At 72.8% G+C, this 12,017-nt stretch carries 11 protein-coding genes; 3 read left to right on the top strand and 8 right to left on the bottom strand.

What is annotated here, in order from left to right; genetic code table 11:
• Positions 1 to 8: 8 nt before the first annotated feature.
• Positions 9 to 1,967: a Xaa-Pro dipeptidyl-peptidase gene (locus ACFOW4_RS04190; RefSeq protein WP_377524572.1), complete on the bottom strand. Its 1,959-nt coding sequence runs from the start codon at positions 1,965 to 1,967 to the stop codon at positions 9 to 11.
• A 177-nt stretch (positions 1,968 to 2,144) separates the two neighbouring features.
• Here ACFOW4_RS04190 and ACFOW4_RS04185 point away from each other — a divergent pair, with 177 nt between their 5' ends.
• Complete coding sequence (locus tag ACFOW4_RS04185) at positions 2,145 to 4,388, top strand: WD40/YVTN/BNR-like repeat-containing protein (protein WP_377524570.1); 2,244 nt, start codon at positions 2,145 to 2,147, stop codon at positions 4,386 to 4,388.
• Positions 4,389 to 4,400: 12 nt separating this feature from the next.
• Here the strand turns inward: ACFOW4_RS04185 and ACFOW4_RS04180 are convergent, their stop codons facing one another.
• Positions 4,401 to 5,273 (bottom strand): alpha/beta fold hydrolase, encoded by an 873-nt coding sequence (locus tag ACFOW4_RS04180; RefSeq protein ID WP_377524567.1) that lies wholly within the window; start codon positions 5,271 to 5,273, stop codon positions 4,401 to 4,403.
• Positions 5,274 to 5,428: 155 nt separating this feature from the next.
• Here ACFOW4_RS04180 and ACFOW4_RS04175 point away from each other — a divergent pair, with 155 nt between their 5' ends.
• Positions 5,429 to 5,920, top strand: coding sequence for a DUF6098 family protein (locus tag ACFOW4_RS04175; protein WP_377524565.1), 492 nt, complete (start codon positions 5,429 to 5,431; stop codon positions 5,918 to 5,920).
• A 3-nt stretch (positions 5,921 to 5,923) separates the two neighbouring features.
• Here ACFOW4_RS04175 and ACFOW4_RS04170 read toward each other — a convergent pair whose 3' ends face one another.
• Together ACFOW4_RS04170 and ACFOW4_RS04165 are read right to left on the bottom strand one after the other, a co-directional pair.
• On the bottom strand, positions 5,924 to 6,514 hold the full coding sequence (locus ACFOW4_RS04170; protein WP_377524562.1) for a hypothetical protein: 591 nt from the start codon (positions 6,512 to 6,514) through the stop codon (positions 5,924 to 5,926).
• A 537-nt stretch (positions 6,515 to 7,051) separates the two neighbouring features.
• A complete protein-coding gene (locus ACFOW4_RS04165; protein ID WP_377524560.1) occupies positions 7,052 to 7,294 on the bottom strand; it encodes a hypothetical protein in 243 nt (80 codons plus the stop codon).
• 328 nt (positions 7,295 to 7,622) lie between these two features.
• On the opposite strand from ACFOW4_RS04165, the gene ACFOW4_RS04160 reads away from it, so the two are divergent.
• A complete protein-coding gene (locus tag ACFOW4_RS04160) occupies positions 7,623 to 8,585 on the top strand; it encodes a helix-turn-helix transcriptional regulator (protein ID WP_377524557.1) in 963 nt (320 codons plus the stop codon).
• 60 nt (positions 8,586 to 8,645) lie between these two features.
• Here the strand turns inward: ACFOW4_RS04160 and ACFOW4_RS04155 are convergent, their stop codons facing one another.
• The 4 genes from ACFOW4_RS04155 to ACFOW4_RS04140 form a co-directional block, all read right to left on the bottom strand.
• Complete coding sequence (locus ACFOW4_RS04155; RefSeq protein WP_377524555.1) at positions 8,646 to 9,371, bottom strand: YsnF/AvaK domain-containing protein; 726 nt, start codon at positions 9,369 to 9,371, stop codon at positions 8,646 to 8,648.
• Positions 9,372 to 9,535: 164 nt separating this feature from the next.
• Complete coding sequence (locus tag ACFOW4_RS04150; RefSeq protein ID WP_377524552.1) at positions 9,536 to 10,393, bottom strand: hypothetical protein; 858 nt, start codon at positions 10,391 to 10,393, stop codon at positions 9,536 to 9,538.
• A gap of 122 nt (positions 10,394 to 10,515) precedes the next feature.
• Positions 10,516 to 11,280 carry a maleylpyruvate isomerase family mycothiol-dependent enzyme gene (locus ACFOW4_RS04145; RefSeq protein WP_377524550.1) on the bottom strand — a complete coding sequence of 255 codons (765 nt, stop codon included), beginning with the start codon at positions 11,278 to 11,280 and terminating at the stop codon, positions 10,516 to 10,518.
• Positions 11,281 to 11,312: 32 nt separating this feature from the next.
• Positions 11,313 to 11,990, bottom strand: a complete 678-nt coding sequence (locus ACFOW4_RS04140; RefSeq protein WP_377524547.1) for a TetR/AcrR family transcriptional regulator — start codon at positions 11,988 to 11,990, stop codon at positions 11,313 to 11,315.
• Positions 11,991 to 12,017: the final 27 nt, after the last annotated feature.

The raw sequence follows: 12,017 nt of genomic DNA, 5'->3' as shown, positions 1-12,017 counted from the left end.
GGGAGCGGTCACGGCAGCTGTCGCCTGTCCCGGGCCGGGGTCCGGGCGTCCGACGCCTCGGCCGGCGCGGTCACCACCGGGGGTGCGACATCCACCGCGGGCAGGTCGGCCCGACCGGCGACCGGGAGGACCAGCGTGCTGCGGCCCAGATCGACCCGGACGGTGGCGTCCCGGTCGTCGGCCTCGGTGAACTCCGGGTCGCTCTGGCCGAGCACCAGACCGAGCACGTGACCGGCTGGCAGCACGGCGTCGTACGCGTTCAGCGGCACGGTCACCTCGTACCAGCGGTCCGGCCGCAGCGGGGTGGTGAACCGCAGCGAGCGGTGGTGCGCGGCGTCCCGCCAGCCCCGGGTCAGCACCGCGTGGTCACTGACCTCGGTGATCTCCTCGGTGTCCCGGTAGCAGGCGTCGTCGGCTGCCATGGACGCTCCCCAGCACGACTCGGTGTCCAGCGTGCGTACCCCCTCGGAGCTGCGGTAGCGGATCCGCTCGGCGGTGCCGTAGTCGACCAGCCGGGCGGTCAGCTCGGTCGTCGGCCGGTCCACCCGGACCCGCAGCCGCACGGAGGGGACGCCGGAGATCCGCAGCGGCGCGGGCAGCGCGCCGGAGAGGAAGACCAGGCGCCCCGGGGTCGCCGTGGTGGGCTCGGCGACGAGCTGCGCCTCGGTCAGCGACGCGTCGGTGTACGCCCGCTCGGCGCCCGGCCGGGCGCCCCGTCCGCCGAGCGTGCCGGTGACCCCGTCGCCGGCGCCGAGCGCGACCCGTACCGGCCGGGAACCGACCGCCGGCCAGTCCCGCTGCGTCGTCCAGACCCCCGGCCCGGTTTCCAGGTCGACGCGCGGCTCGTCCATGATCCCGTTGCGCAGCCCCTGCAACCAGTAGTCGAACCAGCGGTGCAGGGTTGCCACCCACTCGGCGCGACGGACGTCGAACGGGTCCTCGTGACCGGCCTGGTAGAGCCAGAGCTTGCGAGGCACGCCCTGCTCGGCCAACTCCTGCCACCAGCGGGCGAACTGGTTGGTGGTGACGTTCAGGTCGTTGACGCCGTGCGCCACGAACACACTGGCCCGGACCCGGCCGGCCGCGGGTCGGTAGTCCCGCTGGGCCCAGTACGCGTTGTAGTCGCCGGTCTCCTCGGCGCTGTCCGCGCGCAGCCGGGCGAGCGCGTCGGCGCAGACCTCGGCGGGGCGGCCGTTGACGTACGAGTGCAGGTAGCCGGGATAGTCGGCGGACCGCAGCACACCGTTGTAGCGCATGTAGTCGTACCAGCTGGAGATGGCCGAAATCGGCACGATCGTCGCCAGGCCCTGGACACCGGTGGCGGCGACGCCGTTGGCGACCGAGCCGTCCCACGACTTGCCGATCATGCCGACCCGACCGGTGCTCCACGCCGCGGTGACCGGCCGGCCGTCGCCGGTGAAGGCGCGGGCCCGCCCGTTGAGCCAGTCCACCACCGCGCGGGCGCTGCCCACCTCGGCCGGGCCGCCGACGTCCTCGCAGCCGGTGGAGCGGGCGGTGCCGGCGAGGTCCACGGCGGCGAACGCGTAGCCGCGCGGGACGAAGTAGTTGTCGTAGAACAGCGGCGCCTTGGCGATCACGCCGGCGGCGTCGTACGTCTTGCGCTCGCTCTCGTTGCCCCGGCCGCAGCAGAGGTAGTACGGCGAGGCGTCCATGATGACCGGCACCCGGATCCCCGCGGCCGCCGCCTCCCGCGGCCGGACCAGGTCCACCGCCACCCGGTCTCGCACGCCGTCGCCATCGGAGTCGGCCCGGGTCTCCACCCAGACGCTCTCCCGGATGGCGTCGGCGTAGGAGTAGGCGGCGACCGTGTGATCGCCGACGACATGCGGCGGGGTCGGGCGGTGCCGAGCGTCCGAGGCGGCGGCCGCGGGGACGCCGGGCAGCGCCGCGAGCAGCAGTCCGGCCAGGACGGTGGCGACCCGCACGCGGGTACCGGCGATCGACATCGACGTCCTCCCCCAGCGATCTGGCGCGTCAGGACATTCCACCGCATCGATGCCGTTCTTGCCTAGTGTCCGGGCCGGTTCCGTGTTCGGGCAGCGCGGACGGGGTTGCCGATCGACGCCCGTCTTCGTACTGTGCGGAGGACCGGCCGTCCTCCCTCCCTCGTCGAAGGGACCGCCATGGCGCGACGACGCACCCTCTCCCTGGCCCTCGTCACGGCGCTGCTCGCCGGCGTCGCCCAGGCACCCACCGCCGCCGGCGCGCTGCCGCCCCGGCCCGACGACGAGTACCGCCCGGTCCGCGGTCCGTCGGCCCCGGCCGAGTTCCGTTACCTGCAGAAGACCGTGCCGGGTGGGTCGCTGCCGCGGCACGCCTACGACACCGCCGCCCGCGCCGCCGCCCGGCTGCCCGCCGTCGGCGGACGGTGGAGCCAGATCGGCCCGACGAACATCGGTGGGCGGATCACGTCGCTGGCCCTGGACCCGAAGCGGGCCGACACGGTGTACGCCGCGGCGGCCAGCGGCGGCGTCTGGGTCAGCCGGGACGCCGGCCAACGTTTCGAGCCGGCCTGGCCGGACGGCTGGACCCAGGCGATGGGTGCGGTGGCCACCGGCCCGGACGGCACGCTCTACGCCGGCACCGGCGAGGTCAACCCGGGCGGCGGCAGCATCACCTACGAGGGCACCGGCCTGTACGCCTCCCGCGACGGCGGACGCACCTGGCGCTTCCTCGGCCTGCGCGACTCCGGCGCGATCGGCGCCATCACCGTCGACCCCGCCGACCCGAAGCGGATCTTCGTGGCCGCGGCCGGCTCGCTCTACAACGCCGGCGGCGACCGGGGCGTGTACCGCTCCACCGACGGCGGAGCGACCTGGACCCGGGTGCTGGCCGGGGCGAACGAGTTCACCGGCGCGACCGAGGTGCTGCTCGACCCGCGCGACCCGGACCGGCTCTACACGGTGCTCTGGGACCACCGCCGGGTGCCCGACCTGCGCACCTACGGCGGGGTGGGCTCCGGGGTGTTCCGCTCGACCGACGGCGGCACCAGTTGGCAGCGGTTGGCCGGCGGCCTGCCCGCCGCCGGGCCGGACGTGGGTCGCATCGGCCTGGGCCAGTCCGCCTCCGACCCGGACCGGCTCTACGCGATCGTCAACTCCACCGCCGGGCCGTTCGCCGGCTTCTACGGCAGCACCGACGGCGGCGACGCCTGGACCCGGCTGCCGGACACCCCGGAGCTGACCACCTCCCAGTCCACCTTCGGCTGGTGGTTCGGCAAGGTCTGGGTGGACCCGGACGAGCCGCTGCACGTGCACCTCGCCGGGGTGCCGCTGCTGACCACCAAGGACGGCGGGCAGACCTGGACGGCCGACTCCACCTCCACCCACGTCGACCACCACGCGATGATCTGGGACCGCCGCTATCCCGAGCGGGTCTACCTCGGCAACGACGGGGGGACGTACCGCTCCGACGCCGACGGCGACGGTGGCTGGGTGAAGGCCACCCACGAGCCGTACACCCAGTTCTACAGCGTGGCGATCACCCCGCAGGACACCGGTCGGATCTCCGGCGGCACCCAGGACAACGGCTCGCTGCGCTCCTGGGGCGGGCCGGCGTTCAACGAGTACCTCGGCGGGGACGGCGAGGAGAACCAGATCAACCCGCGGGACAAGGACACCGTCTACGCCTGCTACCAGTACGGGAACTGCTTCTGGTCGGCCGACGGCGGCGACACGATGACCTACTTCGGCAACAAGGTCACCGGCGCTCGGCGCAACTGGTTCACCCCGGTGGTCTTGGACCCGCGCGACCCGTCGGTGATGTACTACGGCGCCAACGTGCTCAACCGCTCCACCGACGGCGGGCGCACCTGGACGCCGATCAGCGGCGACCTGACCGGCGGGCCGGGCCGCGATCCGATCTACACCAACTACGGCACGATCAGCACGATCGCCCCGGCCGGCGACGGCCGGACGATCTACGTGGGCACCGACGACGGCCGGGTCTGGGTGACCCGGGACCTGGGCGGCTCGTGGACGCTGCTGCTCTCCGGGCAGCCGTGGGTCACCCGCGTCGTGGTCGACCCGGCCCGTGCCGGCCGGGTGTACGTGACGCTTTCGGCGTACCGGTCGGGGTCGAACCGGCCCTACGTGCTGGGCTCGCTGGATGGCGGGCGGCACTTCGTCGACCTCAGCGGCACGCTGCCCCGGGCACCGGTCAACGACCTGGTGATCGGCCGTGGGCTCACCCTCTACGTGGCCACCGACCAGGGCGTCTTCGTCAGCCCGTCCGGCGGCGGGCTCTGGCTGCGCCAAGGTCGCGGCCTACCGATGGTTCCGGTCGACGACATCGAGTACGACCCGACGAACCACCGACTGGTGGCGGGCACCTTCGGCCGCGGCATCTACCAGGTACGCCTCGACTGAGCGCGGCGCGGCTCAGCCCAGGAACGCAAGCAGGTGCCGGACCGTCTCGTCGGGCGCTTCCTCCGGCAGGAAGTGCCCGGCGGGCACCGGAGCCCCGATCACCTGGTCGGCCCATGCCCGCCACACGTCTAGGGGCCGGTACCAGCTCGCCACCGGACCGGCGTGGCTCCACAGGGCGAGCACGGGGCAGCTGATCCGTCGTCGTCCCCGGTCCGCCTCGTCGTGCTGGAAGTCCAGCGTGGCCGCCGCCCGATACTGCTCGCAGATGGCGTGGATGGTCCCGGGGGCCGCGAGCTTCGCGACGTACTCCGCCCGTACGGCGGCCGGAAAGGAGTCCGGCACCTCGGACAACGAGTCCAGCATGTAGTCGACGATCACTTCCGGAGCCTGGGCCAACAGCCGTTCGGGCACCGGCTCGGGAGCGGCGAGGAACGACCAGAGCCAGAAGCCGAGACTGAAGTCCATGTCCGCGCGGCGGTAGGCGTCGCCGGTGGGCACGATGTCGAGCACGGCGAGCCGGGTGACCACCTCCGGGTGGTCCAACGCCATCCGGTACGCGCAGCGCCCGCCCCGGTCGTGCCCCACGACGGCGAACCGGTCATACCCGAGCTGCCGCATGACGTCCACCTGCTCGCGGCCGATCTCCCGCATGCTGTACGGCGCGTGGTCCGGGCTGCTCGGCGGAAATCCGCTGGCACCGAAGCCCCGAAGGTCGGTGGCGATCACGGTGAACCGTTCCGCGAGCCGCGGCGCCACCCGGTGCCACATGAGGTGTGTCTCGGGCATGCCGTGCAGCAGCAGGACCGGCGGCCCGTCGCCGGCCCGCCGGCCGTGGACGGTTGAGTCCGGCGTGCGGACGTCAAGCTCCTCGAAACCGTCGAACACCAGGTCCGTCTCCTTCCGGGCACCCGGCGACCGGCCGGACGTGTCGCTCGTCTGCCTGGTCCAACGACGGTTTCCGCGACCTACCACGGTGACTCTCGACCTGTCGGGTCAGGGGATCCGGAATCGGGAGGAATGGTCCGCGACGCACCGGGCACATGAGCGCGGTGAGCGAGGTACGGATCGAGGCGGGCATGCGGGTCGTCGAGGACCTGGATCAGCTCGTCGCCCTGCTGCGGGAGGCCGCCCCGGACGAGGCGCTGTACGTGCGGTGGTCCCGCGGACCGCGGGCCGACCTGACCGACGAGCGGCAGGCCCGGCAGGCCAGCCACGACGCGTTGACCGGGATCGAGCTGCCCGGCCTGTCCGCCAATCCACTCGCCGTCGAGCCGTGGTGGGGTGGGCGTCCGCTCCGGCTCTGGGTCGCCCGTCGGCTCTACGACTACTGCCACCTGCGCGCGCTGCGCGGTCCCGGCGTACGCCCGTGGGTGCTGGTGGGTGAGCAGATCGGTCGGGGGCCGGACAACGAGCCCCTGGTGATCTGCCACCGTCCGCTCGCCTGGGTAACCGACGCGGCGCTGCGCCAGGCCCACGACGCGGTCGAGAGCCAGGCCTCCCAGGAGTGGGGCCCGCTGCACCGCGCCGACTGACCGTCAGCCGGGCAGCACGCGTCGCAGGACACCCTTGGCGGTGGCTACCGTGCGGTACGACTGCACCAGGTACGAACCGAGGACGATGTTGGCGCCGGCCAGCACGGGCACCACGTACTGGGCCACGCGCTGCCGGCGCTGCCAGGTCGCGATCTGCGCCGGGGTCCGTGGGGTCGGCACGGTGGCGTCCTTGACCTCGATGTGGTCGCCCCGCCGCTGGGCCTCCTCGGCGAGCTTGCCGATCTTGTTGCCGCAGTAGGCGGCGTACGCGGTCGCCGCCGCGCCCACGACCGCCGTTCCCGCCTTGGCCGCCCCCACCGACGCGAAGCCCTTCTGCAACGCCAGCCGCCGCCCACCGACCTGGGTCAGTCGCAGCCCGGCGAGCAGGGTGGCGCCGATGCCGAGCCACTGGACGGGACTGAAGCGCCCCCAGGCCGACTCGGCGACCCGGATGCGGTCGATGCCCTGGGAGAGGTCACTGCCGGACTTGTTCACGCCGGCGACGCCCATGACCGTGCCACCGAACCACAGCGCGGATCCGACGTCGTGGACCGCCTGGGCGATGGCGTGGTTGTCGGTGGCGGTCACTTGCATCGAGACTCCTCTGTCTGACGGCGGTCGGTCCGGAGGTCCTCATCCACCTTAGGCTCGACAAACGTCAGATATCGCTGGTTCTCGGGCACCCGGGTCACCCGGTCGTCGCGGTGCGGTCCGCATCAGAGACGGGCGCGCGGAAGCCACCCCAGGAAGCGGGCCTGCGCTCCGGGTGGCGCCAGCGCCGGCAGGTCCCGGGCGGCGGCCACGAGGCATGATCCGAGGTACACGGCGAGGGCAGCGCGCGCACCGCCGAACTCGGCGGAGCTGGCTCTGTTTGGTGGCACAGGGCCACTCCCGACCGCACCCGGTGCAGGTCCAACCGGGCCGGCTCGGCAGGTGCTCCGGCAGCTTCGGGCGTCGGTACCGGCCCACCACACTGTTGTCGGACCGCACGTCGCGGCGCCGCGCCGGACGGTGGTTGCGGGGTGCGGCGAGCCGGGGTACGGGCAGGTAGCGTCGAACGGTGCCGAGCAGCACACCGACGCGGATCAGCACGTCCGGGCCCACGTGCCGGGTCAGCAGCGCGGTGAGGACCTAGTGGCCCAGCAGGTCGAAGGAGTCGCGGTTCAGGCCGCAGCCCCGGCACAGGTCGACGAAGTCGGGCGTGGTGACCGGCACCCGGTTGTCGAGTGCACGACCAAGCACCTCGCGCAGGCTCGCCCCGAGACGCTCCAGCGCGGCACCCACGCCGATTCCCAGTGTGTCCTCCTCCGCCACCCGCGCGAGCGCCTCGGCCACCGCCAGCCGGATCACGCGTTCCGGATCGGAACCGTCCACATGTCCTCGCTCTCGGAGGCCGGCGACACGACGTTGCCCTCCCGCCCCCGCGGCGTGCCGGCATGGTGATCAGGATTTCGCCGGTGCCCGGGCCCGACTAGGACAGTGGACGCAGGAACGTGCGACGCGATAGCCCGAAAGCGAAACCGATTTCCGCAATCCTGGTCGGGGGCGCGGCTGTCGTATGGTGGGAATTCCCACCAACAGTGATCTCTTCAGTGTGAATTTCTCACCGCCTACGCGGCACGACAGCCGCTTTCGATTGTCGTGGCCGGCCCGCTCCACACTCCCGCACCCCGCGTACGACAGTTCTCGACGGAGACAGCGGATGACGCCGACAGTGGAGACCTACCGATTCGAGAGCCGGGATCCCGCGATCATCGGAAACTTCCTGGCCACCACGTACGACACGCACCTGCGCATCCGCAGCGGCGACGGCGGATACCGGCTGGTCCACCAGCACGTCGATGCCGGCTCCTTCGCGCTCGCCACCACCGGTCAGTCCGCGCACCTCGACATCGCCGCGGACGGCATCGACGCGCTGGTCGTCGCCCGAAGCCGTACCGCCCGGGTCGAGCGTTCCTGCGACCGCTCAGCCAACCGCTTCGGCGCCGGCGACGTCTACCTCGCCGCCAAGCCCGGCCTTCCGTACACCCTGCGCTGGCACCCCGGGGAGGTGGAGCTCTGCGTGCTGAACCTCGCGGTGCTGGCGCAGGTGGCCAACACCGCACCGGCGCGGAGGCCCGGGCGGGTCGCCTTCACCGACCTCGGCCCGGCCGCTCCGGCTCTCGCCCGGCAGTGGCGCGACACCATCCGGTACGTCAACGAGGTGGTGTCGAACAACCCGATCATCAGCGCGCAGCCGCTGGTGATCGGCAACGCCGCCCGGCTGCTCGCCGCCGCGGCGCTCACCGCGTTCCCCAACACCGCGGTCACCGACCCGACGATCGAGGACCGGCGCGACGCGAGCACCGCCACGCTCCGGCGGGCGATCGCCTTCATGGACGGGAACGCCGACCGGGACGTCAGCGCGGCCGACATCGCCGCCGCGGCGAACGTCTCCCTGCGGGCGGTGCAGCTCGCCTTCCGGCGGCACCTCGGCACCACCCCGATGGCGTACCTCCGTCGGATCCGACTCGACCGCGCCCATCACGACCTGCTGCGCGCCGATCCCCGCGAGGCCACCGTCTCGGCCATCGCGCGGCGATGGGGGTTCGCGAGCCACAGCAGGTTCACGGCCCGGTACCAGGCCAGCTACGGGGTACCGCCCAGTGCGACCGTCAACGCCTGACCGGGCGGGCGGGTCGCAAGGACCCGCCCGCCCGACTACTCGGGGCGCTGTGCCCGTTCGTTACCGCCGACGGCGGCTCGGCTCGGGAATCCGGGCCTCGACCTCTTCGTGGCGGACCCGCTCGTCGACGGGCTGGTCCTCGACCACCTCGTTCTTGGCCAGGTGGACCCGCTCGACCGGCACCTGGTCCTTGGCGACCACCGGGCGCTCGGCCCGCAGCTGCATCTCCTGCTGCGCCTCGCCGATGTCGGCCCGGGCGTCGGCGGACGTCACCGGCTCCCGCTCCACGTAGACCTCGTCGTGCTCGACCGGCACGGTGGTGTGCACGTCCTCGGTCACGACGTACTTGCGCAGCACCGCGGTGCCGGCCGGCTGGCTCTCGGTGCCGACCCGCAGCCGCTCCTCGGAGCGCACCAGGTCTTCACGGCCCTGCCGGGCTCGCTGCGGCGCCTGCTGGGGTGCCTGCTGCGGTTGCAGCTTGTAGTGCGCGTAGAGCTGCGCGGTCTGTTCGGCGTTGAGCGGAGTGTCGGCGTCCGTCTCCACGGTCGGGGCGCCCTTGACCGTCGCCTTGTCGTACGCGACCATCAGCCGCCCGTCCTGCATCCTGGCATTGCCAAGCGGGGCCATGGACTCGTGGTGGCCCATCACACCCGTCTTCACGCTGACCCAGGCCGGGAAGCCAGCGGTATCGGCCCATACCTGGCCGACACTGCCAATCTTCGCGCCCGAACGGTCCTGGACGTCCTGGCCGTACAGCGATCGAATCTGCTGATCATTGAGTCGCACGGGTCGTCCTCCTCTCGCGTGTCGATGGACGGGTACCCGATGGCTTTTCGGCCATGCGGCATCCGGTCCGCGACCTGGAGCAGCAGCCGGCGATCCTCGCCCGCCCGCACAGCGCGTCCAGCACCCAAAGGAATGAGGCGTTTGTCCGGATCGCGGACGCCGATTCAGTGCCGCCGCCACCCCCAGCGCCGCTGGCCGGTCCCGCCACGTGCGGAGGCCCGTTCCCGGGCGAGCATCGTGGCCGCCACGCGCAGCTTCAGCGCCGGCTGCGCACCCGCCGGCCCGAGCAGCTCCACCAGTCGATTGCCCAGGTCGAGCACCGTCGCGGCCCGGTCGAGGTCGCGGATCAGGGTCAGGCACTGCGCGTACAGCCCGTAGGTGTTGGCCATCTCCCACACGCTGAGCGGGCGTAGCGGGTCCATCAATCGCTGGCGCAGCTCACACGCCCGGGACGCGGCCAGCGCGGCCTCCCGGGCGTCCTCGTCCGGCGACGTCCCGGTGAGGCAGCGGTGCAGCAGCGCCGTCGCCTGGTTGTGGTAGGCCGTGCCCATGGCCTCGCGCGTACGCGGCCCGGCGGACGGCGGCGGGCCAGCCGTACGCAGACCCGCTGCCACGGCCCGGTCCAGCAGGTCCATCCGCAGGACGGGCTCACCGGCTGCGAAGGCGGTCTCCGCCAGGTCCAGCACGGCGGTGATCAGCTCCGCCAGCGCCTCGTCCCGCCCCTGGTCGGTTGCGTCCCGCGCCGCCGCGTCGTTGAGCTGCTCGAAGATGGTGACGGCCTCCCGCCCCGTCGCCAATCCCTCGGCGGGCCGGCCGCGCGCGGCGAGCAGCATGCCGTGCCGCCAGAGCGCCCGGGCCAACTGCCGCCGGTCGTTCGGGTCCACCCGGCCCGAGCCGCTTACCGCCTGTCGGTAGGCGTCGATCACCTGAGTCCACAGCCGGTCCGCCTCCGACCAGGTGCGCCGATGGCCCGAGCACTCGCGTGCCCGCTGGAAGAGCCGTTCCCGCTCGTCCGCCCCCATGCCGGCACCACCCTCCGCCGTAGCCGTCCCGGACGTCGAACCACGGCCGGCAACGATCACCGTCAATTCTAGGCGCCGGGTGTCGGCTGGGGACGCCCGTGGATCCGACGGTGTCGCCGGCGCTACTGCGTCGCGATGACCATGCAGCGCCGCAGTACGTCGACCGCCACCGCGGCGCCCTCGACCGTGACACCGCTCGGCTCGCCAGCGGCCTCCCGGTTCCACACCCAGCGCAGCAGGGACACCGGCGAACCGCTCACGGACACGTCGGTCGGCTCGGCGCCGGCGCCGTCCTCGACGGCGAACAACCCCGGGCCGGTCCGCACACGCCACGCCGCGCCGTCGGTCCGCAGGGTGTACGTCCGGCCCGGCGAGTCGGCCAGGACGTCGGCGAAGAAGCGAGCCCACTCGTCGACGCCGTAGGCCACGAAGACCTTGAGCAGCTCATCGACGCCGTCCACGGCGAGGTCGGCCGGGACGGGTGTGACCGGCTGCCCGGTGCCCAGCTCGGCGTCGATGCGGTGGATGACGGTCTCCTGGGCCATCCGCCGCGCCCAGAACCCGACCGTCTGGTCGGGCCCGTACCACGAGCCGGCCGGGTCCTGCGGCCTTCGGGCGGCGAACTCGTCGCGCAACCCCGCGTACGCGCGGTCGAGCAGTGCGAGCGGTTCCTCGTCGGCGAGTTCCGCCGGTGGCCATGGTTCGGTCTCGACACCCTCGCGCATGGCCAGCGTCTTGTGCAGGTACACCTCGCCGACGTGGCGGGTCAGGTCGGCCACCGTCCAGCCGGGACAGCTCGGCACGGCCGCGGTGGGGGCGCCCGGCACGACGGCCCGCAGGCGGGCGAAGTCGGCCGCGAGACAGTCGAGGTATCGGGAGTGTTCCATGTCGAACAGCTCAGCACATCCGCGCGTATTCTTCAGCCCCCGAGGAGCAGCCCGGTCAGCAGGCTGCGCAGGGTCCGCTCGAAGAGGTCCGTCGGGGGCGCGGGTGCGGGCGGCTGAGTGAACGCCGCGGCCAGGTGCGGGTACGCCGCGACATCGACACCGGCGAAGGTGAACGACCGGGACGCGGTCTCGCTGCGGGCGAAGAGGCTCACCACGCCGGTCATCATCGCGATCGCCTCGAACTTGGCGGTGACGGCGCAACGGACGGGCGCCATGACCCGCAGGCAGTTGTCGAACCAGGCCAGGCTCTCCGGGCCAATGCCGGAGACCCGGCCGGTGGCGTCCGCCAGCCACGGGTGGCGCCGGTGCAGGTCCAGTTGCCGGCGAGCCAGCAGCACCATGGTGTCCAGCCGGTCGCCGTCCGCCTCCGGGTACGGCCGCAGCTCGCCCGCGACCCGGTCGGCCATCAGGTCCAGGAGGTCGTCGCGGGACGACAGGTACCGGTAGAGCGATCCGGCGCCGGTGCCGAGCGCGGTGGCGACGGCCCGCATCGACACCGCGGCGAGTCCTTCGGCGTCGGCCAGGGCGATGGCGGCGGCGACGATGGCATCCCGGCTGTGCGCCGGAGCGGGACCGCGGCTACCGCGTTGCGGCCTGGTCCAGATGGGCTGGCGGTCGGAGTCGCCGGATTTGGCGGATGCGTCGCTCACCGATCAACTGTAAACTGCAAACACCGT

Source organism: Micromonospora sp. GCM10011542 (genome assembly GCF_042650685.1).
In the GTDB taxonomy this organism is placed as follows: domain Bacteria; phylum Actinomycetota; class Actinomycetes; order Mycobacteriales; family Micromonosporaceae; genus Micromonospora.
This window is presented reverse-complemented; position numbering and strand designations above follow the sequence as displayed.

Excerpts from the sequence above, each read along its gene's own strand:
- ACFOW4_RS04190 (WP_377524572.1), bottom strand. The coding sequence starts at position 1,967 with ATGTCGATCGCCGGTACCCGCGTGCGGGTCGCCACCGTCCTGGCCGGA.
- ACFOW4_RS04185 (WP_377524570.1), top strand. The coding sequence starts at position 2,145 with ATGGCGCGACGACGCACCCTCTCCCTGGCCCTCGTCACGGCGCTGCTC.
- ACFOW4_RS04175 (WP_377524565.1), top strand. The coding sequence starts at position 5,429 with ATGAGCGCGGTGAGCGAGGTACGGATCGAGGCGGGCATGCGGGTCGTC.
- ACFOW4_RS04170 (WP_377524562.1), bottom strand. The coding sequence starts at position 6,514 with ATGCAAGTGACCGCCACCGACAACCACGCCATCGCCCAGGCGGTCCAC.
- ACFOW4_RS04160 (WP_377524557.1), top strand. The coding sequence starts at position 7,623 with ATGACGCCGACAGTGGAGACCTACCGATTCGAGAGCCGGGATCCCGCG.
- ACFOW4_RS04150 (WP_377524552.1), bottom strand. The coding sequence starts at position 10,393 with ATGGGGGCGGACGAGCGGGAACGGCTCTTCCAGCGGGCACGCGAGTGC.
- ACFOW4_RS04145 (WP_377524550.1), bottom strand. The coding sequence starts at position 11,280 with ATGGAACACTCCCGATACCTCGACTGTCTCGCGGCCGACTTCGCCCGC.